The sequence below is a fragment of the Kitasatospora phosalacinea genome (genome assembly GCF_000716545.1).
Lineage (GTDB): Bacteria > Actinomycetota > Actinomycetes > Streptomycetales > Streptomycetaceae > Kitasatospora > Kitasatospora phosalacinea.
On sequence record NZ_JNWZ01000024.1, the window covers coordinates 19,820 to 43,681 of the forward strand.

Sequence of the window (23,862 nt, forward strand, 5' to 3'; positions counted from 1 at the left end):
TTCGGGTGGGGCGGCTCATCGGACCAGTCCGGCCATCACGGCCACCGGCACCGACAGGAAGCCGGCGGTCAGCAGCAGCGCCAGCCCGTTCGCCGCGAGCTTCAGCCCCCGGTCCCGGCGCGGGTTGTTGGCGCCCAGGGTCTGCGCGGCGCTCCAGAAGCCGTGCCGCACGTGCAGGCCGAGCGCCAGCATCGCCAGGCAGTAGATCCCGCCCGAGTACCAGGTCGAGAACGAGGCCACGATGTTCTGGTACGGGTGGCCCTCCTCGGCGGCCGGGTTCACCGTGAGGGTGGTCAGGTCGAGGATGTGCCAGACGATGAACAGGCCGAGGATCACCCCGCCCCAGCGCATCGTCCGGGTCGCGTACGTCGCCCGCTGCCGCTGGTGGACGTACTTCACCGGGCGGGCCTTCAGGTCGCGGCGGGAGAGCTGGTAGGCGGCGGTGCCGTGGGCGAGCACGGCCGCCAGCAGGACCAGCCGGGCCAGCCAGAGGAACCAGCCGTAGTGCAGGAACGGCTGGCCCAGGGTGCGCAGCCAGTGCGCGTAGCCGTTGATGTCGTCCGGGCCGGAGAACACCTTGAGGTTGCCGAGCATGTGGGCGACCAGGTACGCCAGCATCACCAGGCCGCTGACCGCCATGACCGCCTTCTTGCCGACGGAGCTGCGCCACAGCGACGCCAGGGAGGACGGGTGCCGGCCTGGGGCGGGGGTCCGGGTCGTCCGGTTGGTCCGGGTAGCAGAAGCCATGACCATGACCGTAAGCCGGGTGTGTCGGAGGTGTCCAAGACATGGAAGCGCCGCTCACGATAGGTGGTGCCTATGATGGCTGGTGTGCAGTTGCACCAGCTCGCCTACTTCGTCGCGGTCGCCGACGCCCGGCACTTCACCCGGGCCGCCGAGCTGAGCCACGTCTCGCAGCCCTCGCTGTCCCAGCAGATCCGCTCCCTGGAACGGGAGTTGGGAGCCGAACTGTTCCACCGCTCGCGCTCCGGGACGACCCTGACCGACGCCGGGGAGGCGCTGCTGCCGCTGGCCCGCCGGATCCTGGCCGACACGGACAGCGCCCGGCGGGCCGTCGCCGAGACGGTGCAGCTGCGCCGCGGCCGGGTCCGCTTCGGCGCGCCGCCCTCGCTGTGCGCCAGCCTGGTCCCGCAGGTGCTGGGCAGCTACCGGGCCGAGTACCCGGGCGTCGACCTGCGGCTGACCGAGGGCGGCTCGCGCGACCTGGTCCGCGACCTGGAGGCCGGGCAGCTGGACCTCGCGCTGGTGGTCGCCTCCCCGGTGTCCGAGCCGTCCGCCGCGATGGACGTCACCCCGCTGCTGCACGAGGACCTGGTGCTGGTCTCGGCGTCCCCGCTCCCCCGCCGCCGGGCCCGGATCACCGACCTGCGCGGCCGGGGCCTGGTGATGTTCCGCGAGGGCTACGACGTCCGCGAGACCACCCTGGCGGCCTGCCGGGCGGCCGGCTTCGAGCCCTCGTACGCCGTCGAGGGCGGCGAGATGGACGCCGTGCTGGCCGCCGTCCGGGCCGGTCTCGGGCCCGCGGTGGTGCCCGGCATGGTCGCCGCCAGCGCCGCCCTGCCCAGCACCCCCTTCGCCCCGCCGGGCCTCGGCCGCACCATCGCCCTCGCGCACGGCCGCGACCTGCCGCTCACCCGCGCCGCGGCCGCGTTCCGCGGGGCGCTGCTCACCTACCTCCGCGAGGCCGACCGCACCGGTTCGCTGCCCCCGGGCACCCTGCTCCTCCCCCCTGCCCGAACCGGACCGGGCCCCGCGTAGGGTGGGTGCACGGAACATCGGTGCGACGAGAGGTGGTCCGGGTGACCGGGAACGTGGTGGCGGTCAGCAGGAACGAGGAGTACTCGTTCACGAAGCCGAACCGGGACGGGATCCGGCTGGTGGCGGGTCTCGGGGTCGAGGGCGACGTGCACGCGGGGACGACGGTGAAGCACCGCTCCCGGGTGGCGCAGGACCCCTCGCAGCCGAACCTGCGGCAGGTGCACCTGATGCACGTCGAGCTGTTCGAGGAGCTGGCGGAGGCCGGGTTCACCGTCGCACCCGGGCAGTTGGGCGAGAACGTCACCACCCGGGGCGTGGACCTGCTCGGCCTGCCGGTCGGGGCGCTGCTGCACCTCGGGGCGGAAGCCGTGGTCGAGGTGACCGGGCTGCGCAACCCGTGCGCGCAGATCGACGACTTCCAGCACGGGCTGCTCAAGCGGGTGGTGCACCGGGACGAGAACGGCGAACTGGTCCGCCGGGCGGGCGTCATGGGCGTGGCGCGGACCGGCGGCGCGATCCGCCCCGGGGACGGCATCACCGTCACGCTGCCGGACGGGCCGCACCGCCCGCTCGAACGGGTCTGAGCCGGGGCCCGGGCGGGATCAGGGGCCGGGGCGGGACCAGCCCCGGGCCTCGCCCTCGTCGATGAGGCGCCGGGCGGCGGCCCACAGGGCGGCGGACGCGTCGCCGATGACGGCCTTGCGGGCCCGCACGTCGGCCGCGGTGACTCCGGGGGTGCGCCAGGTGCCGCCGCGGGCCATCCAGTTGAGCAGGAGGGGCTGGAGGCGGTCCATGGCCTTGGCGAAGCGGGCCTCGGGGGTGCGGCGGGCCTCGAACTCGTCCCAGTGGGAGCGCAGCAGGCGGGTCTGGTCCTCGGGCAGCAGGGAGAACAGCTCGTCGGCGGCCGCCGCCTCGCGCTCCTCCTGGTCGACGGCCCCGGCGCTGTCGTACAGCGGGGTGTCGCCGGCGTAGATCTCCACCAGGTCGTGCAGCAGGACGAGTCGGACGGTGTGGCCGACGTCGATCGGCTCGTCGGCGTGTTCGGCGAGGACCGTGACCATCATGGCCAGGTGCCAGGAGTGCTCGGCGTCGTTCTCCCGGCGGTCGGCGGCGGCGAGCGGGGACTGCCGCAGGACCGTCTTGAGCCGGTCCACCTCCACCAGGAAGGTGAGTTGGGCGCGCAGCCGCTCGTCGAGACCGTCGGGGAAAGGGGTCCGGTCGACGAGCGGGCGTCGGCGTTCCTCGTCGCTCATGGCCCCCATCCTGCCAGACGGGCGTCCGGGCCCGGGGCCACGGGCCGGGTCCCCGGGTGGGCGCTCCTCCTCGACGGCGCGGATCAGTCCCGGTGGCGGGCGAGTTCGGCCCGCCCCCGGACGCCGTACTGGCGGTAGAGCCGGGTGAGGTTGGCCTCGACGGCCTTGACGGAGAGGTGGAGGCGGGCGGCGATCTCGCGGTTGGTGGCGCCGGAGCGGATCAGGGCGAGGATCTGCTGCTGCATGGGGGTGGGGTCGGCTTCGAGGGCGTCGAGGGCGGCGAGGGCGGCGGCGGCGTGCTGCTGCCAGGGCAGGCAGCCGGCGGCGGTGTAGCGGGCGTGGGCCTCCTGGAGCGCGGTGCGGGCGGCGGCGCGGCGGCGGGCGCGGCGTTCCAGGGCGCCCAGGGCGAGGTGGGCGCGGGCGAGTTCGAGCGGGTAGGGGTGGGTGTCGGGGATCAGGGCGCGCAGCGTGTCGGCGGCGCGGCGGGGGTCGGTGGCGGCGGTGAGGTGGGCTTCGGCGCGGTGCAGGCCGAGGGTGAGGACGTCGCGGCCGAGCCGGGTGGCGCGGTCGCGGGCGTCGGCGAGGGTGGCGGCGGCTTCCTCGGGGCGGCCGGAGAGGGCGAGCGCCTCGGCCAGGTCGGCGTCCACCAGGAAGAGCGAGGGGTCGGTGAACTCCATCCGTCTGAGCAGGAGTTGGCACCGGGTGAGGTGTTCGGCGGCGGCCGGGTGGTTGCCGCGCAGGAGTTCGACGCGGCCGCGCAGGCCGTGGGCGTAGGAGAGCCATTCGCGGTCGTGGTCGCTCTCGGCGGCGCGGATCGCGGAGTCGAGGAGGCGGGCGGCGCGGTCGGCGGTGCCGCCGTTGAGTTCGGCGGCGCCGCCGAGGACGCGGGCCGGGCCGGGGCTGGGTTCGATGCGTTCGCGCAGGTCGTGGGCGGCGCGGCCGGCGGCGTACGCCTCGGCGCAACGACCGGCGCGCTCGTAGACGGAGGCGGAGATGTAGAGGACGTTGGCGAGGTCCTCGGTACGGCCGGCGGCTTCGACCTCGGCCCGCAGGGATTCGACCTCGGCGACGGCGCGGGGCAGGTCGCCGCTGCGCAGGGCGGCGACGGCGAGCCCTTCGCGGCAGAACACGGCGGCGGCGGTGGGGGGCCGTCCGGCGGCGAGGCGGCAGCCGCGTTCGAGTTGGGCCAGGCCCAGGGCCGGGTCGGTGAGCAGGGTCAACGGGGCGCGCTGGGAGAGGAGTTCGACCAGCAGGTCGGGGTCGTCGGCGTGGTCGGCGTGCTTCTCGGCGGTGGCGAGTTCGGCGAGTCCTTCGGCGCGGTCGCCGCGGTGCAGGGCGCGGACGGCGCGTTCCTGGTGGACGGCGGCGGTGAGGGCGGGGTGGCCGCCGGTGTCCTCGGCGGCGGCGGCGAGCAGGGGTTCGGCGCCGGGGTGGTCGGGGCCGAGCAGGCGGGCGAGCAGGATCCGGGCGTGGACGCGGACGTCGGCGGCGGGGGCGTCCTCCAGGCGTTCGCCGCAGGCGCGGGCGAGGTCGGGCAGTCCGGCGGCGGCGGCGTTGCGGGCGGCGGCGAGCAGGCGGCGTCCGGCGGTGTCGGGGTCGGGGGTGTGGTCGGCGGCGAGGCGGAGCAGGTCGGCGGCGGTGCCGGGGGCGCCGCGGGTGAGCGCGGTGTCGGCGGCGCGGTGCAGCCGGGAGGCGAGCCGGGGGTCGGGGGCGTCGGCGGCGAGGGCTTGGTGGCGGACTTGTTCGACCGGGTCGGCGGCGAGGTGGGCGAGCAGTCGGTGGGCCTCGCGCAGGGCGTCGGGGGTGGCGTCGGCCAGGACCACTTCGGCGACCAGAGGGTGGCTGAACTGGGGCGCCCCGGCGGGGGTCTGCTGGACGATGCCGTGGCGGCGGGCGGCGGCGAGCGGTTCGGTGACGGCGGGGGGTAGGCCGGTGCCGCTGCGGGCGGCGGCCAGGACGGTGAGCGACTGCCGTGCGGCGTCGGGGAGTTCGCCGAGCCGGGCGGAGACCAGCGCGCGCAGCCGGTGCGGGACGTCGAGCGGGCGGGCGGGGTCGGCGGCGAGTGCGCTCTCGCTGCCGCCGGCGGCCAGCGACCGCCCCAACTCCAGGGCGTAGTAGGGGTTCCCGCCGCTGACGGTGTGGACGCGGGTGAGGGTGAGCCCGCTCAGGCGCAGGTCGAGCCGTTCGCGCAGCAGGGCGCCGGTGCCGCGTTCGCCGAGCGGTCCGACGGCGATCTCACGGGCGGCGGGCGGGCAGAGCGCGCCCATCTCGGGTGCCGCGTCGGCGTGTTCGGTGCGTTCGGTGACGGCGAAGCGGACCTGCCGGTCGGTGAGCCGGCGGGCGGCGAAGGCGATGACCTGGCGGCTGGCCTCGTCGAGCCACTGGGTGTCGTCGAGCAGGACGAGGACGGGGCCGCGCTGGGCGAGCCGGCGCAGCGCTTCGAGGACGGCCACCCGGACGGCCAACGGGTCGGTGGGGGTGCCGGGTTGGGGTGCGCGGTGGAGCAGGGCGCACTCCAGGGCCTGGCGCAGGTGGTCGGGCAGGTCCTCGGCGAGGCCGGGGAGGGCCTCGCCGAGGAGGTCGATCAGGGCCAGGTGCGGCAGGTCCGCCTCGGCGGCGGTGGGGCTGCTGCGCAGAACGGTTCGACCGGCCGGCCCGGCCTCCTTGGCGAGCGTGTCGAGCAGCGCGGTCTTTCCGATGCCGGCCGGCCCGTGCAGCAGGACGCCGCCGCTGGCGGCGAGTGCGGCGCGGATGTCGGCGAGCAGGTGGGCGCGGTCGACGAGTGGGGGCTCGGTCGGGTCCGCCGGGGTGGGGGCGGACCCGGCCGGTCCGGGGAGGAAGCCGGTCATGGCGGTCAGTGTGCCGCCTCCGCACCGGCTGCGCGAGGGTGTCGCATGAACACGACACCCTCGCGACCCGCTGTTAAGTCCCTTTTAAGGCTTGATCATTGGGGCCCGCGCGGGGCCTCCGGTCAGCCGACGCTGACGTCGTCGACCAGGAAGACCGTCGACAGGTAGGCGTCCTCCTGCCCGGTGAGGGCCAGGTTGACGGTCTGGCCGCGGAAGGCGCTCAGGTCGACGGTCTTCTGCACGTAGCCGGAGGAGGCGTTGGCGTTGGAGTACGTCGCCAGGGTCTGGCCGTTGGCGCTGACCTTGAGCGTGTCGTAGGCGGTGGCGCCGGTCTCCTGGGTGGTGACCTTCAGCCAGAAGGTGAGCTTCGGGCTGCCGGCGGACGGGACCGCGACGTTGTTCTGCGAGAGGGTCTCGCTGGCCGCGGAGCCGTAGCCCATCATCCAGGCGTACCAGGAACCGCCGTGCGCCTGCTGCTGGTTGGAGTTGGTGATGTCGTCGGCGCTCTGCGTCCAGCCGGTGGCGCCCTGCTCGAAGTCGCCGTTGGTCAGCGCGTTGCCGGGGTTGGGGTTGCCGGTGGGCGAGGAGGTCGGCGACGGCGACGGGGACTGGCTGCCGCCCGGGTCGGGCAGCGCGGTGCCGAGCGAGACGGCGGCCCACGCCTTGGAGACGAGGTAGCGCTCCTGCGAGTTGGCGCCGTACAGGTCGGCGGCGGCCTGCAGGGTGGCGGTGCGGGCCGAGGAGTAGTTGGTGGTGGAGGTCATGTAGGTGGACAGCGCCCGGTACCAGACGGCCGCGGCCTTGTCCTTGCCGATGCCGCTGAAGCTGTCGCCGTTGCACGGAGTGCCGTTGTGCGACAGGCCGCCGATGGTCTTGGCGCCGGTGCCCTCGGCCGCCAGGTAGAAGAAGTGGTTGGCGATGCCGGAGGAGTAGTGCACGTCGACCTGGCCGGCCCGGCTGCTGTAGCAGGACAGCGAGGAGCCGTCGGCGGCCGGGTTGTCCATCCGGCGCAGGTAGCCGTTGCCCATCCGGAGCTTCTCGCCGATGTAGTAGTCGCCGGGGTCGGTGCTGTTGCCGGCGTAGAACTCGACCATGGTGCCGAAGATGTCGCTGGTGGCCTCGTTGAGGCCGCCGGACTCGCCCGAGTAGTTGAGGTTGGCGGTGGCGGCGGTGACGCCGTGGCTCATCTCGTGGCCGGCCACGTCGAGCGCGGTGAGCGGGGTGTTGCCGTTCTGCGAGGAGCCGTCGCCGAAGGACATGCAGAAGCAGGAGTCGTCGTAGAAGGCGTTCAGCAACTGGTTGTCCACGTGCACGTACGCCGGGGCGCCGCGGCCGTCGTTGCGGATGCCGGAGCGGTTGAAGGTGCTCTTGTAGTAGTCCCAGGTCTTCGCCAGACCGTAGGAGGCGTCCACTGCGGCGCTCTCGCGGCTCGAAGTGGAGCCGTTTCCCCAGGAGTTGGTCGACTTGGAGAACGTCCGGGCGTTCTGCGCGGGGTTCGACTGCGGGCTGTTGTACGAGTCGTAGACGACGGTGGAGCCGTGCAGCGCGTCGGTCAGGGTGTAGCCGCTGCCGCCCTGGCTGGTCTCGATGGTGACCTGGCCGACGTTGACGCCGTTGCCGCTGCCGGAGACGGTCTGGTTGACCTCGTACTGGTCCAGCACCGCGCCGCTGGCGGCGTCCACCAGGACGGCCTCGCGGGAGTCGGCGCCCGCGTCACCGGCGCCGGTGACGGTGTTGCGGTAGGCCAGCACCGGGACCTTGCCGACCGCCCAGACCACCAGCTGGCTGGTGTCGAGGTTGGTGGTGCGGGCCTGCTTGACGTGCTTGGCGCTGCGCACGGCGGTGGCCGAGGCGTCCTTGTCGGACAGCTTGGGCGTCACGCCCGCCACCTTGATCGCGCCCTGGTGGGCCCAGGTCGTCGAGGTGGTCTTGCCGTTCTTGTCGTGGTGCACCACCAGGTCGCCGCCGATCACCGGCAGGCCGCGGTAGGTGCGGTCGTAGCGCACGTGCCGGGAGCCGTCGTTGTCGACCATCACGTCCTTGGGCAGCAGGCGCTCGTCCGGCCCGAGGCCCAGGCTCTTGGCGAGCCCCTTGGCCTCCTTCTCCGCCTGCTCCATGACCGCGACGCGACCCACCGGGGTCATCGCCTGGAAGCCGGCACCGTTCGCGGCGGTGCCGCTGGCCAGTGCGGGGGACTGGGAACTCGCCACCGCCACGGTGCCCAGGGTGAGGGCGGCCGCAACAGCTGCCGCCAGAGCGGTCTTGCGGTTCATCGGGTTTCCTCCCACCGAGCCGGGGTTGGTGGGGGACGGCCGGCGGCACCGATGGGGTGTGGTGTCGCGGCCGGTTTCAGCTCGGCGGCAGGACGCTAGGACCGCGGGGCGATCCCGCGACATGCCCTCGCCGACCCGGCAAGGGCCGGTCAAGGGTGCGGCCCGGCCGCTCCCGGGGAACCCTCGACGGGCCTTCGGCGGGCGTTGCCCGGCACCGGCGGGCGTTGTCGGGCGCCGGCGGGTGCCGACCGGCTGTGGCGGGTGTTCAGCGGGCCACGCGGAAGCCGATGTTCCCGCTGGAGCTGTCGGGGGTGTTCGAGGAGCGGGCGGCCAGCCGGTAGCGGTTGCAGTAGGAGGCGTGGCACATGTGGGAGCCGCCGCGCATCACCCGGGCGGTGCCGGTGGGCGGGCCGAGCGGGTCGTGGCGGGTGGCGGGCGTGTCGGGGCGGTGGTGGTCGGCGCTGAAGTGGTCGGCGCACCACTCCCAGACGTTCCCCAGCACGTTGTACAGGCCGTACCCGTTGGGGCGGTAGGAGCGGACGGGCGCGGTGGAGCGGTGCCGGCCGGTGTTGCGGCTCGGGAAGTCGCCCTGCCAGATGTTGAGCATCTCCCGTCCGCCGGGGGCGAGTTCGTCGCCCCACGGGTAGCGGGTGCCGCTGCCGCCGCCGCGCGCCGCGTACTCCCACTGGGCCTCGGTGGGCAGCCGGGTGCCGGACCAGGCGCAGTACGCCCGCGCGTCGTTCCAGGAGACGTGCACCACGGGGTGCTGCTGGCGGGCGGCGAAGTCGCTGCCGGGCCCCTCGGGCGCGCGCCAGGTGGCACCCTCGACGGCCCGCCACCACGGGGTGGCGGCGACCCGGGGAGAGGCGGCCCGCAGCCGGTCGGTGAGGAAGCCCTCGAAGACGAAGCTGGAGCCGAAGCGCTCGGCGTCGGTGACGTGTCCGGTCTCCCGGACGAAGGACGCGAACTCGGCGTTGGTGACGGTGGTCGCGGCGATCGCGAACGGTGCGAGCCGCACCTCGCGGACGGGCCCCTCCCCGTCGCCCGGGATCCCGTCCGGGTCCTGCCCGCCCATCAGGAACACCCCGCCGGGCAGCTCCAGCAGCCCCCGGGTGGCCCGCAGCGCGGCGGGCGACGGGGCGGCGGGCGCGGCAGGTGCGGCGGGCGCGGCTTGCAGGGTCAGGGCGGGCAGCGGCGACGGGGCGGGCAGGCCGAGGTCGGCGGGCTCGTGCCCGGGGGTGCAGCAGGAGAGCATGGCGGCCTCTTCGGTTCGGGTGGTGCGGGCGCGGGTGCGGGTGGGTGCGGGTGGGTCCGGCCGGCCACCGGGAGGCGACCGGCCGGGCTTCGCGGGGAACGCGCCGGGCGGTGGCGGTCAGGCCGTGCGCTCGGCGGCGAGGGCGGCCGCGAGGGCCGGGACGCCGAGCGCCTGCTCCTGCGCGGGCGTGGCCTGGTACAGCTTGTTGACCAGCTGGTACGGGTCGGCGTCCAGGTCGTAGTACTCGCGGAAGGCGACCTCGCCGGTGCCGACGGGCAGGCCGTCCGCGTCGGTGTGCAGCTTGTAGTACTCGGTGTACTGCTCGGTCTTCGACAGGTACGAGGACCAGGTGTGCGGCCGCCCGGCCTGGTGGACGCCCTGCTCCCAGTACTCGACCAGCAGGTGGTCGCGGCTGTGCGTGCCGAGCAGCGAGTGCCCGTCGAGCGCCCAGTCGGGGGTGATCCCGGCGGCCTCCAGGATGGTCGGGGCGAGGTCGATGTTGGCCACGATCCGGTGGTCGACGGGGCTGCCCGCGCCGAGTCCGCCGGCCGGCCAGGAGAGGTAGAACGGCACCTCGACGGAGGGCAGGTAGGGCACCGACTTCTTCGACCAGCCGTGGTCGGCCCAGGTGTAGCCGTTGTCGCCGAGGTAGATCACCAGCGTGTTGTTCAGCTGCCCGAGCGCGGCCAGCTTGTCGTGCAGCGCCTGCACGGCGTCGTCCACCGAGAGCAGGGTGCGCAGTTGGCGGGCCCGCAGCTGCCGGGCGGTGGCGAGGGTGGCGGTGGCGTCCTGGATCCACTGCGGCTTGTCGCTGCGGTCGGCCTCGTCGACGGAGGGGCGGCCGTTCCAGGCCGGAACGGTGGTGTCGGCGTACTTGGGCTCGGGCGTGTTGGGCTCGTGCGAGGCCTTCGGGGCGACGAACGCGAACCAGGGGCGCGGGTCGGTGGCGGCCTTGTCGAGGAAGGCCAGCGCGTGGTCGCGGATCACCGAGGTCGAGTAGCCGGGGATGGTGCGCACGGTGCCGTTGTCGTTGTACTGGCCGTCGCTGTAGACCACCGGTGCGGACAGCAGCCACTCCTCGAAGTGCGGCGGGTTGTCGGCCGGCTGCCAGGCGTTCAGGTACTTGCCGAACAGGCCGGTGCGGTATCCGGCCTGGCGCAGCGCCCGCTGGATCGTGTCGTGCTGGTCGAGGTTGTACGGGTGCCCGTTGTCGCGGACGCCGTGGTGGTGCGCGTACTGCCCGCTGAAGATCGACGAGCGGGACGGCGCGCACAGCGGCGTGGTGACGTGCCCGGAGGTGAACCGCACGCCGTGCCCGACCAGCCAGTCCACCGTCTTGGGGGTGGCCCACTCGGTCTGCTTGGGCTGGTCGTCGGTGAGGATCACCAGGATGTTGGGCCGGGCGCCGGCCGCGGCGGCGGCGCTGCGGGCCCCGAGGGCCAGCGGCAGCGCGGTCGCGGCGGCCACCGAAGCGGCGCCGGCCAGGAAGCCGCGACGGCCCAACTTGGCTTCGTCACGGGGAGGTTCGGGGTTCCGACTCATGGCGTGCAGGCCCTTTCGCTGAAGTCGCTGGATGCGCTGGAGTCCACTGGAGGGGTGGCGGCAGGCGGTGCGAGTCGGCGGGCGTCCCCGGCCGGGCGGATCGTGCGCGGCGCGCTGACGGTGAACCTACGGGCGCGCCGGAGCGGCCCGCAATCGACCGCGGACAGACAACGCACGCTTTTCACGGGCCCGTTGCAATGTTTCGCCCGTCGCCGTGCCTCTTGCGGAACCTCCGCCCCGGAGCCCGCCCCCGCATCCGTCCCGGCGCCGCGCGACGAAACCCGGTCCCGCACGGCGGCCCGGGCCTCCTGGACGACCGATTCCGCGGGCCCGGTCCGGTCCTGTGGCCTGCGGCCCGGGCCGCAGGCGGCCTCCGCGACGGCGAGCCACCCGAGGTGCCAACGACCACCAGCAGCACCGGCGACCTGCAGCCCTCGTCGCACAGGCCGAGCGCCCCGGCTGTGCGGTGCGGTCGCACTCCACCTCGACCAGGCGTTCCTCCCACGCGTCGAGGGCCGCGTCGAGATCGGCGAGGCGGTCGAAATCCTCCGCCGACGGCCGTCCGGCCGGGATCGCCACCGTGGCCGCCGGATCCGCCCCGCCCGGGAACGGCTCGGCGAACACGCCCGGCCCGACGGGTTCGAGGAGTCCGCCCGCCCAGTACCGGCCGGTGGAACCTCCGCGCCGCACCGGGAGGAGGCCGTGGGCCGGAGCGGCCCCGCCGGCTCCGACGTGCGGCAGGAACGAGCGGTAGTCCTCGGACAGGTCGACGTCCAGCCGCGACCGGAGGTCGGCGACCTCGGCGGCGGTCAGCGGGGCGTCGAGCGCGAAGCCGTGCACCCTCGCCCCGAACACCTCGTCGCCGCCCGGCCCGGCGGCGGGCGCCGGAACCCGTTCGCGCGCCCCGGTCCGGTCGGTCGTGGCGCCCGGCCCTACCGGCCGGCCAGGTCTCGGCCCCGGCCGGCCAGGTCACGGACCAGGGTGCTGCTCACCTGCGGGAGTTCGCCGTACTCGGGGTCGTCGCAGTCGACCGGGAGCTGGTGGATCACCGCGGCCAGCCGGGGCGGGAGCTTCACGTCCAACCCCTCGTGGCACAGTGCGAGGATCTCGGCGAGCACCGCGGACGGGAGCAGCGCGTCGCGGCAGCCCAGCACCGGCCGCGGGGGGCGGGGGCCGGTGGCCAGCGTCTCGGCCTGGCGGCGCCAGACCTCGGCGTCCAGGAACTCGCCGAGGCTGCGGTGCAGCAGGCTCAGGCAGGACGCGGCGGTGTACGAGCCGCCGCCGGCCGCGAACTGCCACCAGAACTGGGCGCCGTCGCGGTGGTGGGCCGCGTGCAGCAGGGCGCCCAGGACGAGTGCCCCCTCGGGGTGGATCCGCCGGTCGTTGACGAGCAGGTCGAGCGAGGCGGCGGCGGTCGGCATCGCGAGGACCAGGGTGGTGGCGAGGTCGAGTTCGTGGGCGGCCTGCAGGTGCTCGGAGGGGAAGGGGCGCGGCGCGGTCAGCAGCCGGTCCCAGGACACGCCGGTGTCGTCGGGGCGCGGTCGGGGCGCCCGGACGGGCGAGTGCAGGCCGTCGTGTCCGGCGCTCGTCGGTGTTCCCCTGGTCATCCGTGCTGCCCGCTCATCGGTGCTCCGCCTCTTCGCCCTCTTCCTCTTCTTCTTCCCGGCCGTCGCCCGCTCGGCCCGTACCGCCCGTCCGGGACGTGCCGCCGGTTCACCGCTGCCGCTCGCCGCGGGCGCCGAGGGCGGTGGCCAGGCGGTCGAGGGCCTGGCCCGCGGTGGAGCGCACGTTGGCCTCGGTGGTGGCCAGGCAGTCGGCGATCTGGGCGTCCGTCAGGCCGAGCAGGTAGCGGAGCACGACCACGTCGTGGCGCCGTTCGGACAGTCCGCACAGCGCAGCGTACAGCCGCTCGTGGCTGCCGTCGGCCTCCGGCAGGTGGTGCGCCCGCTCGGCGGCGGCCCGCACCGCGTGGACCCAGAGCGGGACGAACCCCGGGGAGGGCGGCGGTTGGCCGTCCATCATCCGGCGCAGCAGGGCCGCGCCGACCTCCTCCTTGAGGATCGTCCAGGCCTGGAACGCCGGGAACTGCTCGCGCAGGATCCACGGCCACTCCTGCCACACCCGGCCCTTGGCGGTCTCCACGGCCTCGCGCGCGTCGCTGTCGCGCAGGCGGGTGCCGGCGAAGCCGGACCACGTCCTGTGGTGGGTGTCGCAGAACGCGTCGAACGTCAGACGGTGCCGGTCCCCCACCGCCCAGTCACTTTCGTTCACGCGCCCGACTCCTCCCCGGCGCCACCGGACCGCCTGCCGGCAGCGCGCCACTGCGGGAACTCGCTTCCCCTGGAGGAACATTAAGGCGAATCAGGTACCGAGATGGTAATCCGGCCCAAGAGGTTTCAAGATCAGACATAAGTCGTTCCAGCCGAAAAGCTGCCTATCTGGCGCCCCGACCGGTTCCGACCGTCGGTTGATCACTTCCGATCGGTTCGTCGTGGTACCCCACCGGGTGAAGTCCGCACCCTTGATTGTCCGTTCACCCGTGTGGGCATAGTGGGCGCAGTGACGGACGATCAGGGGGAGCCCATGGCAGACGCACGCGAGCGGACCGACGAGGTCGAGGTCAGCCTCGACATCCACCTGGCGCACTCGGCCCGCATGTACGACTTCTACCTGGGCGGCACCACCAACTTCCCCGCCGACCGGGAGGCCGCCGGCCGCGCCCTGGCCGTCTTCCCGTACGCCCGCTCCGCCGCCCGCGCCAACCGCGCCTTCATGCGCCGCACCACCCGTCGGCTCGCCGAGGCCGGCATCCGGCAGTTCCTCGACATCGGCACCGGCATCCCCACCTCCCCGAACCTGCACGAGGTCGCCCAGCGGGTCGCACCCGACGCCGCGGTGGTCTACGCCGACAACGACCCGATCGTGCTGCTGCACGCCCAGGCCCTGCTGCGCGGCACCGAACAGGGCGTCACCGCCTACGTCCAGGCCGACGTGCGCGAGCCCGAGGCCCTGCTGGAGGCCGCCGCCCGCACCCTCGACTTCGACCGGCCGATCGCGCTCAGCATGAACGCGCTGCTGCACTTCGTCCCGGACGAGGCCCACCGGATCACCGAAGGGCTCAAGGCCCGGCTGCCCAGCGGATCCGCCCTGGTGATGAGCCACCTCACCCCGGACTTCGCCCCCGACGAGACCGCCCGGCTGATCCAGGTCTACACCGCCGCCGGCACCCCCGTCGCGGCCTGCACCAGCGAGGAGTTCGGCCGCTTCTTCACCGGTTGGGACGTCCTCGACCCGGGCATCGTCGCCACCCCCCGCTGGAACCCCTCCCCCGAGGACGACACCGAGCACATCACCGACGCCGGCGCCTCCTGCTACGGCGCCGTCGCCATCCGTCCCTGACACCCCCGGCGCGGCGGCCGGCCGGGCCGGGTCAGTCGGTGGTGGGTGCGGTCAGGTCGAGGGTGAAGCTGAACCTGTCGCCCCGGTAGAGGGTGCGGACGAGTTCCAGCGGGCGGCCGTCGGCGTCCCGGCTGCGGCGGTGCAGCAGCAGCATCGGCAGGGCGGGCGGGGTGCCGATCAGCAGGGCCTCGCGCGGGGTGGCGAGCACCGTTTCGATCCGCTCCTCGGCTCCGGCGAGGTGGACGCCGCGTCCGCGCAGGTAGCCGTAGAGCGAGCCGGCCGGGTCGAACCCGTCCGCCAGTTCCGGGGCGCGGGTCACCGGCAGGTAGGTGGACTCCAGGCCGACGCGTTCCTCGTCGGCGCGCAGCACCCGTTCGAGGTGCCAGAGCGGTTCGCCGGGCGGGACGGCGAGGCGGTCGGCCAGCACGGGGTCGGCGGGCTGCCGGTCCAGGGCGATCAGGGTGCGGCCGGGGCGCAGGCCCTGGCGGGTGACGCCCTCGGTGTAGCTGGCCGGCGACAGCGGCTGTTCGATCTTGGCGCCGGCCACCACCGTCCCGCGCCCCTGGCGGCGCAGCCGTCCTTCGACCAGCAGGTCGCGCAGGGCCTGGCGGACGGTGGCCCGGGCGACGCCGTACCGCTCGGCCAGGTCGGCTTCGGTGGGGAGCCGCCCGCCCGGCGCCAACTCGCCGATCAGTTCCTGGATCTCGGCCTTGACCAGGTAGTACTTGGGCACCCGCCCGTGCTCGGGGACGCCGGACCGGGCGGGGGCGGGGGGTGTGCGGGGGGTGCGGTGGTCCACCGACCCAGGGTATCGAGCGCCCGTCCGCCCCTCCTCCCGTTCCGGTCGAGCACCGACGGAACATCACGGACGGATAACGTGTCTGGACTGGATTTTGACACTTGTTCATACAAGCGTGGACTGGCTGCGGGCTCGCGCTCGTCCGCCCGGCCCATCCTCGGTTGCCGGTGCAACCGCACCGTTTCGCTTTCCCGTTGGGAGCCCCCGTGCGCAACTCCCGTTCCGCCAAAGCCCTTTCCCTCTCCGCCGCGGCCGTCGTCGCGGCCGCGCTGGTGCCGCTGGGCACCTCGTCCGCCTCGGCCGCCACCGGCGCGTACAACGGTCTGCCGAACGGCAGCAAGCAGGCCAAGACGCTGGTGATCGGCATCGACGGCACCCGGTACGACAAGCTGCTCGCGGCGGACGCGCCGAACCTGAAGTCGCTGATCGCCTCCGGCACCACGGCGACCTCCGACCTGTACGCCGACCCGTTGGCGCCGACGCTCTCCGGCCCGGGCTGGTCGACCATCGCCACCGGCGTGTGGCCGGACAAGCACAGGGTGCTGGACAACAACTTCACCGGTTCGCGCTTCGACCTGTACCCGGACTACGCGAGCCGGCTGGAGGCGGCCGACCGGGCCGAATCGACGCTGGTGATCGGCTCCTGGAACCCGATCACCGCCAACGTCTTCAACGGCACCGCCGACCTGCGGATCCCGGAGAGCGAGAACGACGCGAAGACCGCCTCCGACGCCGCCGACTACCTGGCGCACGGCAACCCGGACTCGGTGTTCCTGCACTTCGACGAGGTGGACGAGGCCGGGCACTCGTACGGCGGCGCGTCCAGCCAGTACCTGGCCGCGATCCACGGCGCGGACGGCCTGGTCGGGCAGGTGCTGGCCGCGCTCGAGACCCGCGCCACGTACGCCGCCGAGGACTGGATGGTGGTGGTCACCACCGACCACGGCCACACCGACGCGGGCGGCCACGGCGGCAACACCGCCAACGAGCGCCAGACCTGGATGGTCCTGAACGGCCGGGGCTACCCCGCCGGGGCGCACCGCTACGACGTCAAGCCGGTGGACATCGCGCCGACCGTGCTCAAGCACCAGGGCGCGCCGGTCGACCCGGCCTGGGGCCTGGACGGCAGGCCGGTGGACGAGATCGTGCCGGACGGGTTCGACGCGCTGCGGCCGAGCCTGCGGACCCGGGTCGACGAGACCGGCATCGGCTCGGCGGTCAAGGGCTTCACCCACACCCCGCCGGCCGGCTGGAGCATCGACAACTCGCGGATGCCCTCCGGCGGCGTCACCGAGTGGCGCGGCTGGGCGTTCGCCACCGACGAGTTCTGGACGGCGGCGCAGCCGGGCCAGAGCCGGGAGACCAACGTCCGGGCGCGCGACGTGTTCGCGGTCGCGGACTCCGACGAGTGGGACGACAAGTCGCACGGCACCGGCCAGTTCGACTCGACGCTGGTCAGCCCGGCCTACCCGGTGGCGGGCCGCACCCGCGGCACGCTGTCCTTCGCCACCGACTACGAGGTGGACGGCCCGCAGACCGGCGACGTGTACGTGTCCTTCGACGGCGGCGCCGCGCAGCCGGTGAAGTCCTACCGGGCCGACCTGAACACGGTCGAGCACCTGGACGTCGCCGTCCCGGCGGGGGCGTCGACGGCCAGGTTCCAGTTCCGCTACACGGGCACCAACTCGGCGTTCTGGACGGTCGACCAGGTCGTCTTCAACTGACCGCGCCCCCTGCGGGCGGGCCGGTTCCGGCGGCCCGCCCGCTCAGCGGGTCTTGAGCACCACGCCGACCGCGAAGGCGATCTGCTCGTCCGTCAGGTCGGCGCGGGCGGTCAGCCGCAGGCGCGGGACGCCGTCGGGGACGGACGGGGGCCGGAAGCAGCCGACGGCCAGGCCCTCGTCCCGGCAGGCGGCGGCCCAGCGCACGGCGTGCTCGGGGTCGTCGGCGCGGACGGAGACCACGGCGCCGTCGGGGGCGGAGGCGTCCAGGCCGGACTCGCCGAGCCGGTCGGCGAGTTCGCGGGCCACCCGCAGGGCGTCGGCGGCCCGGCCGGGTTCGGCGCGCAGCAGGCGCAGCGCGGCGAGGGCGGCACCGACGGCGGCGGGGGCGAGGCCGGTGTCGAAGATGAAGGTGCGCGCGGCCGAGACCAGGTGGCGGATCACCCGCTCGGGGCCGAGGACGACGCCGCCCTGGGAGCCGAGGGACTTGGAGAGCGTCGCGGTGGCGACCACGTCGGGCTGTCCGGCGATGCCGGCGGCGGCTCCGGCGCCCGCGCCGCCGGGGCCGAGCACGCCCAGGCCGTGCGCGTCGTCGATGACCAGCGCGGCGCCGTGCCGCCGGGCGGCGGCGAGGTGCGCGGCGAGCGGGGCGGCGTTGCCGTCGACCGAGAACACCGAGTCGGTGACCACCAGGGCGCGCGGTTCGGCGCGGCCGGCGAGGGCCTCGCGCACCGACGCGGGGTCGCAGTGCGCGGCGCGGGTGACCCGGCCCCTGGCCAGGCGGCAACCGTCGATCAGTGAGGCGTGGTTGTGGGCGTCGGAGACGATCAGGGTGTCCGGCCCGGCGAGCGCGGTGAGCACGGCGAGGTTGGCGGTGTAGCCGGAGGAGAACACCAGGGCGGCCTGGTAGCCGCAGAACTCGGCGAGTTCGCGCTCCAGCGCGGTGTGCGCCTCGGTGGTGCCGGTGACCAGCCGGGAGCCGGTCGCGCCGCCGCCCCAGCGGAGCGCGGCCTCGGCCGCGGCGGCGGTCACCGCCGGGTGGCGGGTCAGCCCCAGGTAGTCGTTGGAGGCCAGGTCCAGCACCGGGTCGTCGGCCGGGCGGCTGCGCAGCCGCCTGGTCAGCCCGGCCTCCTCGCGGACGGCCGCGGCCTCGTCCAGCCAGTCGAACACCCGGTCCGGTGCCGTGGCCTCTTCCCTGACCTGCGCGTCTCCCGCCATGCCCGGCACTCTGTCACCCTCCGCGAGGCCGGGGCAACGCGCTCCGCCCCGATGTGCGGCGTCCCACACTCCCCGCTCCGGCCCCTCCTGCCCGGGAGGCGTCCTGGAGCCGCTCGGGAACCGTCCCGGCACCGCCCTGACACCGCCCTGACACCGCTCGAAAACCGCTCGCCCGGACCGGGGCGGGGCGCCACACTCGCCCGGTGGACACCTCCCCGCTGACGGCCGCGATCGCGCGCGGCGACGAGTACCCGTTCCTCGTCCTGCTCGGCGAGGTGCCCGACGCGGAGCTGTCCGGCCCGACCGGGACGCTCCTGCTGGAGGCCGTCGCCCGGGCCGGCTGGACGAGGGCGGCGTGGGAGCTGGTCGGCAACCGGGGCGTGGACGCCTCCCTCCCGTGGGCGGACGGCGTCGACCCGGTCGACTGGGCGGCGCGGCAGGGTCTGGCGGAGCTCCTCGGGTGCCTGCTGGAGGGGCGCGGGGACCGGGCGGCGCTCGGTTCTCCGCACCGCCGCGCGCTGCGGACCGCCGAGGCCGCGATCGCCGCCGACCCCGGCGCTCCGGTGTCCTGGCGCGGCGTGGTGACGGCGGTGGAGCACGCGCTCGGCGTGCACCGCGAACCCGAGGTGCTGATGGCCCGCGCCCTGGTGCACGCCGCACCGGGCAGCGGGGACTGGGAGGAGTCGCTGTTCGCCCTGGCCCTCCGGAGCGACCGCGCGCTGTTCGACTGGGCGTGCGCGCGGGTGTCCGACGCCCGGTCGGTGGAACAGCGCCGCTTCGCCCTCGACGCGCTGCGGCACCTGCACCCCGGCCTGAACGTCCTCGCGGACGACGACGCCCCCGGCTTCTCGGCGGACGCCGTCGCCTTCCTGCGCCCGCTGCTGGACACCGAGGACGATCCGTACGCCCTGCGCGTGCTCCTGCACGCACTGGACGCACACGGCTGGGACGACTGCCGGACCGCGCTGCGGTACACCGGCCACCCGGACCCGGAGGTCCGCCGGGCGGCCGCCGGAACGCCGCTGCGGGCCGTCGCGCAGCACGGCGGCGGCGCGGGCCCGGACGTCCTCGCGTTCGTCCTGGCCCGCGCCGCCGACCCGCGGCCGGAGGCCCGGATCGCCGTCGCCGACGCGCTGTACCGCGCGCGGCACCGCGCGGGCCTGGACACGCCCGAGGTCCGCGCGGTGCTCACCGGTCTGCTGGACGACTCCGACACGCTGGTGCGGGTCAAGGCCGCGGGCGCGCTGGCGCTGTACGGCGATCCGCGCGGCCGGGCCGTGTTCGAGGGGATCCGGCGGGGTTTCACCGGCCGGCACGGCTACGGCGCCTGGCAGGCCCAGGAGATCGCCCACCTGGTGGGGACCTGCGCCGAGGCGCCGGCGCCTCGGGGGTGACGCCTGGTCAGTTGCGGTAGCGGTACATGATGCGACCCCTGGTCAGGTCGTACGGGCTGAGCTCGACCAGGACGCGGTCGAACGGAAGGATCTTGATGTAGTTCTTGCGGATCTTTCCGCTGATGTGGGCGAGCACGTGGTGGCCGTTCTGCAGTTCCACCTTGAAGGTGGCGTTGCGCAGGCACTCGAGGACGGTGCCTTCCAGTTCCAGGCCTTTTGATACGCGGGGCAAGGGATCTCGATTCTCTGGTGGGAAAACTGGGTGTCTGTCAGGAGTCTCTGACAGGAGTGTCCGTCAGGGGTGGACCAGGTGCAGGAGGTGACCCGTCCGTTCGGCGCCGAAGCCCTCCAGGAGGGTGACGGCGGCGGTGCGGGACTGGTCGACCTCGGTACGGGCGGTGGTGGTACCGGTTTCGTGCAGGGCGTGCAGGGCGTGGGCGAGCAGGGAGCGGCCGAGGCCGCACCGCTGGTGGGCGGCACGGACCGCGAGCAGCCCGATCCGGGCGGGGCCCCGGCCCCGGGGGCGGACCACCCGGACCAGGCCCGCGTACCGGCCTTCGTGGACAGCGACGGCGTACAGGGACGGGTCGATCAGAGTGTCCCCCGGCGGACCGGGTCGAACCTCGGCGGGCATGGTGTGCCAGCCGGGGCCGGCCGCGACCTCGGCGCGGATCTCCCGGTCCAGCAGTCGGAGTTCGGACTCGTCGGCCGTTCCGGCGGGCAGGACGGTGACGCCCGGGGTGGGGCTGGGGATAACAACGTCAGTGGACAGGAGATATTCCCATTCCTGCCGCTCGAGGACAAACCCGGCCCGCTCCCAGCGGGAGAGGGCACCGGTGTCGTCCCCCGCGAGCAGGGTGCGGAGCGGGGCGGGCAGGGCGGCGAGCATCGCGGTGGCCAGCGGTTCGAAGGCGGCGTCGTCCCACACGTCGATGCTGACGAACCGTCGGCCGTCGGGGCGCGCGAAGACATCGCCGTGGCCGACGACCACGTCGTCGGCGAGGGCCTTCCACTGGGTCTCGTCGACCCGGGTGATCTGCACGGTGTTCATGGCTTTCGCCTCTCAGGAGTGCTTGCGTTCTCACGCGGGCGCTCCCGACGACACCTGTGTCAGTCGTTACACCGTGGGGGAAGGGGGGAGCACCCGCCTCGATCCAGCTCTCATCGGGAACTCACCTCCTCGCTTCCGGTCACGGCGCTCCGAACAGTAGCAACCCGCCGCCGTCCGGCCAACTCATTTGTTTCCGGCCCGCTCCCCGCCCGGCCCGGTCCCGCCCGGCCCGGTCCCGTCCGGCCGGGGTCTCACCCGACCGGGATCTCACCCGACCTCGACGGTGCGGGTGGAGCCGTCCGCCCGGGTGAGGGTGACGGGGCCGAAGGTGATGATCGCGTCCGAGCGGGCGCCCGGGCCCCGGTAGAACCCGGTGGCCCGGGTGACCCGGACGGCGATCGCGGCCAGTGCGGAGGCGGTCTCGACGTCGGCCCCGAGCGCCGGGGCGGCGAGCGCCCCGTAGCCCCTGGCCTCGGCCCGGTCGCGGACGGCGCGGGCGTCCCGGCTCAGCTCGGGCAGGATGCTCTCGTCGGCCCAGGACCACATCCAGCTCTCCCCGCGCGGGCTCCAGCTCGCCAGGATCTGCGCGGGCGCGACGGCCGTCCGGTCCGGAACGTCCGGGTGATCAGCCCGGTCCGCTGGTCCAGCCCCCACCGGTCGGCCGTCCCCAGCCCCCACCGCGCGTGCGCCCCGGCGAGCCGCTCGATCTGCTCGTGCCCCTCCGCCGCCAGCGCCCCCAACTCCTCCTCGGTGCCCTCGTCCGGTCCTTCCGCCACGTCGATCCGCATGCGGCGTGGTCTCCCGCTCCCCCGCGCCGCACCCGGCGGCGGCCCCGGGCGCCCCGGCCGGACGAGCGTCAGGCGAGGGACAGCCACAGGGCCGCGGCCGCGGCGGTGAGCAGCGCGAGGTTGAGGCCGATGCGGCGGTCCCCGCCGGTCAGGTGCACCGGGACGGCGCCGACCTGCAGCAGCAGGAGGCCGGTCGCCGCGGCCGGGGCGGGCCAGGCGACGAGGGCGGTGGGCAGGAGCAGGCCGGCGGCGCCGAGCAGTTCGAGGCCGCCCAGGGCGCGCAGGGCGGGCAGCGGGACGCGGTCGACCCAGGCCATCATCGGGCGGAGCCGGTCGGGGCTGCGCAGTGCTTTCAGCGCGCCCGCGTAGAGGTAGAAGAGGGCGAGCGGTCCGGCGACGATCCAGTAGGCGATTCTCATGGCTCCCGTGGTTCCCGTGCGTGGGCGTCGGTGGCGCGGGCCCGGTCGGCCGCGCCCCGACGAGTCCACCGCCGGGGCCGGGCGGCTGTCCAAGACCCGTTCCGGGCCGCCGGTACCGGATGGGTATCGTCGCAGCGTGGAGCTACGGACACTGCGGTACTTCGTGGCGGTCGCCGAGGAGCTGCACTTCGGCCGGGCCGCCCGCCGCCTGCACATCAGCCAGCCGCCGCTGAGCCGGGCGGTCCGGCAGCTGGAGGCCGACCTCGGGGCCGCGCTGCTGGTCCGCTCGCCGGCCGGGGTCGCGCTCACCCCGGCGGGCGCGGTGCTGCTGGAGGAGGCGCGGGCGCTGCTCGCCGGGGCCGAGCGGGCCCGGCTGCGGGTGGGCGCGGCGGCCGGGAGCGCGGGCATCACCGTCGGCATCCTGGGCGACGGCACCGACCCGGGCGTGTTCCGGTCGGCGGCCGCCTTCCGCCGCAGCCGTCCGGACGTCGACGTCCGGGTGCGGGAGACCGACCTGACCGACCCGACCTGCGGGCTGCGCGCCGGGCTGGTGGACGTCGCGCTCACCCGGGCGCCGTTCGACGGGGCCGGGCTGGCGGTGCGCACGCTGCGGGCCGATCCGGTGGGCGCGGTGGTGCGCGCGGACGACCCGCTGGCCCGCCACGAGCGGCTGTGGCTGGCCGAGCTGGCCGACCGGCGCTGGTTCAGGTTCCCGCCGGGCACGGATCCGCTCTGGCAGGCGTACTGGCACGGCGGCGCCCCGCGCGAGGGGCCGGTGGTGCGGGGCGTCCAGGAGTGCCTGCAGTCCGTCCTGTGGAACGGCACGGTGGGCCTGGCGCCGCTCGGGCACGAGCTGCCCGCCGAGCTGGCGGTGGTGCCGCTGGTCGACCTGGAGCCGAGCCGGGTGGTGGTGGCGTGGGACGCGGACCGCAACGACCCGCTGGTCCGCGCCTTCGTCGAGACGGCGACGGTTGGGTACCGCGCCTGAGTGTCCGGGCGCCTGAGCATCCGGGCGCCCGGGCGCCTGAACGCCTGCGTACCGGGAGTTCAGCAGGCGCAGGAGATGCCCGAGCGCGGGGCGGTCAGGTCGTCGACCGGGCGCTGCTCGCTGCCGGCGGCGGTGTCGTACGCGAAGCCCTCGCGGGCCCAGTACTCGAAGCCGCCGAGCATCTCCTTGACGCGGTAGCCGAGCCGGGCGAAGGCCAGCGCGGCGCGGGTGGCGCCGTTGCAACCGGGGCCCCAGCAGTAGGTGACCACGGTCAGGAACGGGTCGATCGTCCCCGGCGCCAGCTCGGCGATCCGCGCGGTGGGCAGGTGGACGGCGCCGGGGATGCGGCCCTGGTCCCAGGCGGCCTCGCTGCGGGTGTCGACCACCACGATGCCGGGCACGCCGGAGGCCAGGTCGGCGTGGACGTCGGAGACGTCCGCCTCGAAGGCGAGCCGGGCCGCGTAGTGGGCCGCGGCCTCGGCCGGGGCGGCGGCGGGGACGTTCAGGACGGCGCTGGTGACGGCGGTGGCGGACATGGGGGTGCCTCGTTTCTGGCGGTGCTCGTGGTGGTGCGGGGGCTCCGGGCCGGGAGCCGGGGTTCCGGTGGGCCGTCCCGGTTGCCCCGGTCGGCGACGGCTCCAGTCTCGCGGCCCGCGCGCCCGCCCCACGAGTGGCGTGAGCGCCTACGACCGCCAAGATCCCGCCAGCCCGCCGCGCCCCGCACGCCGCGTCCCGTGCCCCCGTCGGTCCGGGGCGCACGGCCCCGGTCCCGTCCGGGTGCGTCCAGCGCGCCGGACAGCGGAAAACGGGCCGCCGAGTCGGGAAACGCCCGCTCAGACGGGGTCCGCGGCCCCGGCCCGGTCCACCGCCCGCAGGGCGTGCGACGCGGTGGCGCCCGCCGGGAGCCCGGCCTCCGCGACGGCCTATCCGGGAGCCGCCCGGCCCTACTCCCGGACCGCCACCGCTTCCTCCCGGAACGCCACCGCTTCGTCGCCCCGCTGCACCAACCGCCGCCGCCCCGCCCGGGCCAGCAGGCCGGTCATCGTCTCGGCGGCCCGGATGGCGGCGACCGGACGGGCGTGCACGGTCACGGGGACCTCCCGTGACGGGAAGGGCTGCGGCCGGGCCGCCCTG

The 23,862-nt window shown here is 74.9% G+C and carries 22 protein-coding genes; 6 read left to right on the forward strand and 16 right to left on the reverse strand.

Translation table 11 applies throughout. The features are described 5' to 3' along the window. Positions 1 to 15 precede the first annotated feature (15 nt). Positions 16 to 747, reverse strand: coding sequence for a succinate dehydrogenase cytochrome b subunit (locus OO48_RS14465; protein ID WP_033216115.1), 732 nt, complete (start codon positions 745 to 747; stop codon positions 16 to 18). A gap of 84 nt (positions 748 to 831) precedes the next feature. Here OO48_RS14465 and OO48_RS14470 point away from each other — a divergent pair, with 84 nt between their 5' ends. Further along, the gene (locus OO48_RS14470) at positions 832 to 1,779 is read left to right on the forward strand and encodes a LysR family transcriptional regulator (RefSeq protein ID WP_033216037.1); all 948 of its coding nucleotides are present in this window, start codon (positions 832 to 834) and stop codon (positions 1,777 to 1,779) included. Positions 1,780 to 1,820: 41 nt separating this feature from the next. After that, on the forward strand, positions 1,821 to 2,363 hold the full coding sequence (locus tag OO48_RS14475; RefSeq protein WP_245194643.1) for an MOSC domain-containing protein: 543 nt from the start codon (positions 1,821 to 1,823) through the stop codon (positions 2,361 to 2,363). A gap of 18 nt (positions 2,364 to 2,381) precedes the next feature. Here OO48_RS14475 and OO48_RS14480 read toward each other — a convergent pair whose 3' ends face one another. The 7 genes from OO48_RS14480 to OO48_RS14510 all read right to left on the reverse strand — a co-directional run bounded on the left by OO48_RS14480 (position 2,382) and on the right by OO48_RS14510 (position 13,222). Then, complete coding sequence (locus tag OO48_RS14480; RefSeq protein ID WP_033216039.1) at positions 2,382 to 3,032, reverse strand: HD domain-containing protein; 651 nt, start codon at positions 3,030 to 3,032, stop codon at positions 2,382 to 2,384. Between the two features lie 83 nt (positions 3,033 to 3,115). After that, positions 3,116 to 5,881: a helix-turn-helix transcriptional regulator gene (locus OO48_RS14485; protein WP_033216041.1), complete on the reverse strand. Its 2,766-nt coding sequence runs from the start codon at positions 5,879 to 5,881 to the stop codon at positions 3,116 to 3,118. A 122-nt stretch (positions 5,882 to 6,003) separates the two neighbouring features. Then, complete coding sequence (locus tag OO48_RS14490) at positions 6,004 to 8,154, reverse strand: M4 family metallopeptidase (RefSeq protein WP_033216043.1); 2,151 nt, start codon at positions 8,152 to 8,154, stop codon at positions 6,004 to 6,006. A 265-nt stretch (positions 8,155 to 8,419) separates the two neighbouring features. Beyond that, positions 8,420 to 9,409, reverse strand: a complete 990-nt coding sequence (locus OO48_RS14495; protein ID WP_033216047.1) for a formylglycine-generating enzyme family protein — start codon at positions 9,407 to 9,409, stop codon at positions 8,420 to 8,422. A gap of 117 nt (positions 9,410 to 9,526) precedes the next feature. Continuing rightward, entirely contained in the window at positions 9,527 to 10,912 is a 1,386-nt protein-coding gene (locus tag OO48_RS14500; RefSeq protein WP_245194644.1) for a sulfatase family protein, read from the reverse strand. A gap of 971 nt (positions 10,913 to 11,883) precedes the next feature. Further along, on the reverse strand, positions 11,884 to 12,558 hold the full coding sequence (locus OO48_RS14505) for a hypothetical protein (protein ID WP_209439482.1): 675 nt from the start codon (positions 12,556 to 12,558) through the stop codon (positions 11,884 to 11,886). Positions 12,559 to 12,664: 106 nt separating this feature from the next. Further along, a complete protein-coding gene (locus OO48_RS14510) occupies positions 12,665 to 13,222 on the reverse strand; it encodes an RNA polymerase sigma factor (protein WP_033216051.1) in 558 nt (185 codons plus the stop codon). Positions 13,223 to 13,534: 312 nt separating this feature from the next. Between OO48_RS14510 and OO48_RS14515 the strand changes: the two genes are divergently transcribed. Then, positions 13,535 to 14,350: an SAM-dependent methyltransferase gene (locus OO48_RS14515; protein ID WP_033216053.1), complete on the forward strand. Its 816-nt coding sequence runs from the start codon at positions 13,535 to 13,537 to the stop codon at positions 14,348 to 14,350. Between the two features lie 31 nt (positions 14,351 to 14,381). Here the strand turns inward: OO48_RS14515 and OO48_RS14520 are convergent, their stop codons facing one another. Beyond that, a complete protein-coding gene (locus tag OO48_RS14520) occupies positions 14,382 to 15,149 on the reverse strand; it encodes a GntR family transcriptional regulator (RefSeq protein ID WP_033216055.1) in 768 nt (255 codons plus the stop codon). A gap of 206 nt (positions 15,150 to 15,355) precedes the next feature. Here OO48_RS14520 and OO48_RS14525 point away from each other — a divergent pair, with 206 nt between their 5' ends. Beyond that, positions 15,356 to 16,873: an alkaline phosphatase family protein gene (locus OO48_RS14525; RefSeq protein WP_051732127.1), complete on the forward strand. Its 1,518-nt coding sequence runs from the start codon at positions 15,356 to 15,358 to the stop codon at positions 16,871 to 16,873. Positions 16,874 to 16,915: 42 nt separating this feature from the next. On the opposite strand, the gene OO48_RS14530 is transcribed toward OO48_RS14525, so the two are convergent. Then, a complete protein-coding gene (locus tag OO48_RS14530; RefSeq protein ID WP_051732137.1) occupies positions 16,916 to 18,088 on the reverse strand; it encodes an 8-amino-7-oxononanoate synthase in 1,173 nt (390 codons plus the stop codon). A 203-nt stretch (positions 18,089 to 18,291) separates the two neighbouring features. On the opposite strand from OO48_RS14530, the gene OO48_RS14535 reads away from it, so the two are divergent. Then, positions 18,292 to 19,482: a HEAT repeat domain-containing protein gene (locus OO48_RS14535; protein ID WP_033216057.1), complete on the forward strand. Its 1,191-nt coding sequence runs from the start codon at positions 18,292 to 18,294 to the stop codon at positions 19,480 to 19,482. Positions 19,483 to 19,489: 7 nt separating this feature from the next. On the opposite strand, the gene infA is transcribed toward OO48_RS14535, so the two are convergent. From infA to OO48_RS14555, 4 genes are all read right to left on the reverse strand, one after another. After that, positions 19,490 to 19,714, reverse strand: a complete 225-nt coding sequence (gene infA / locus OO48_RS14540) for a translation initiation factor IF-1 (protein WP_033216059.1) — start codon at positions 19,712 to 19,714, stop codon at positions 19,490 to 19,492. A 63-nt stretch (positions 19,715 to 19,777) separates the two neighbouring features. Continuing rightward, on the reverse strand, positions 19,778 to 20,533 hold the full coding sequence (locus OO48_RS14545) for a GNAT family N-acetyltransferase (protein ID WP_033216061.1): 756 nt from the start codon (positions 20,531 to 20,533) through the stop codon (positions 19,778 to 19,780). Between the two features lie 267 nt (positions 20,534 to 20,800). Beyond that, positions 20,801 to 21,211, reverse strand: coding sequence for a DUF6882 domain-containing protein (locus OO48_RS39795; RefSeq protein WP_342449646.1), 411 nt, complete (start codon positions 21,209 to 21,211; stop codon positions 20,801 to 20,803). Positions 21,212 to 21,389: 178 nt separating this feature from the next. After that, complete coding sequence (locus tag OO48_RS14555) at positions 21,390 to 21,740, reverse strand: DoxX family protein (RefSeq protein WP_033216063.1); 351 nt, start codon at positions 21,738 to 21,740, stop codon at positions 21,390 to 21,392. Positions 21,741 to 21,876: 136 nt separating this feature from the next. On the opposite strand from OO48_RS14555, the gene OO48_RS14560 reads away from it, so the two are divergent. After that, on the forward strand, positions 21,877 to 22,728 hold the full coding sequence (locus OO48_RS14560) for a LysR family transcriptional regulator (protein ID WP_245194646.1): 852 nt from the start codon (positions 21,877 to 21,879) through the stop codon (positions 22,726 to 22,728). A gap of 59 nt (positions 22,729 to 22,787) precedes the next feature. On the opposite strand, the gene OO48_RS14565 is transcribed toward OO48_RS14560, so the two are convergent. Together OO48_RS14565 and OO48_RS38295 are read right to left on the reverse strand one after the other, a co-directional pair. Beyond that, positions 22,788 to 23,264 (reverse strand): rhodanese-like domain-containing protein, encoded by a 477-nt coding sequence (locus tag OO48_RS14565; RefSeq protein WP_033216065.1) that lies wholly within the window; start codon positions 23,262 to 23,264, stop codon positions 22,788 to 22,790. A 408-nt stretch (positions 23,265 to 23,672) separates the two neighbouring features. Then, a complete protein-coding gene (locus OO48_RS38295; protein WP_157845453.1) occupies positions 23,673 to 23,819 on the reverse strand; it encodes a hypothetical protein in 147 nt (48 codons plus the stop codon). Positions 23,820 to 23,862: the final 43 nt, after the last annotated feature.

Coding starts and splice junctions, on each gene's coding strand:
- OO48_RS14465 (WP_033216115.1), bottom strand. CDS start 747: ATGGCTTCTGCTACCCGGACCAACCGGACGACCCGGACCCCCGCCCCA.
- OO48_RS14480 (WP_033216039.1), bottom strand. CDS start 3,032: ATGAGCGACGAGGAACGCCGACGCCCGCTCGTCGACCGGACCCCTTTC.
- OO48_RS14485 (WP_033216041.1), bottom strand. CDS start 5,881: ATGACCGGCTTCCTCCCCGGACCGGCCGGGTCCGCCCCCACCCCGGCG.
- OO48_RS14490 (WP_033216043.1), bottom strand. CDS start 8,154: ATGAACCGCAAGACCGCTCTGGCGGCAGCTGTTGCGGCCGCCCTCACC.
- OO48_RS14495 (WP_033216047.1), bottom strand. CDS start 9,409: ATGCTCTCCTGCTGCACCCCCGGGCACGAGCCCGCCGACCTCGGCCTG.
- OO48_RS14505 (WP_209439482.1), bottom strand. CDS start 12,558: ATGACCAGGGGAACACCGACGAGCGCCGGACACGACGGCCTGCACTCG.
- OO48_RS14515 (WP_033216053.1), top strand. CDS start 13,535: ATGGCAGACGCACGCGAGCGGACCGACGAGGTCGAGGTCAGCCTCGAC.
- OO48_RS14530 (WP_051732137.1), bottom strand. CDS start 18,088: ATGGCGGGAGACGCGCAGGTCAGGGAAGAGGCCACGGCACCGGACCGG.
- OO48_RS14545 (WP_033216061.1), bottom strand. CDS start 20,533: ATGAACACCGTGCAGATCACCCGGGTCGACGAGACCCAGTGGAAGGCC.
- OO48_RS14555 (WP_033216063.1), bottom strand. CDS start 21,740: ATGAGAATCGCCTACTGGATCGTCGCCGGACCGCTCGCCCTCTTCTAC.
- OO48_RS14565 (WP_033216065.1), bottom strand. CDS start 23,264: ATGTCCGCCACCGCCGTCACCAGCGCCGTCCTGAACGTCCCCGCCGCC.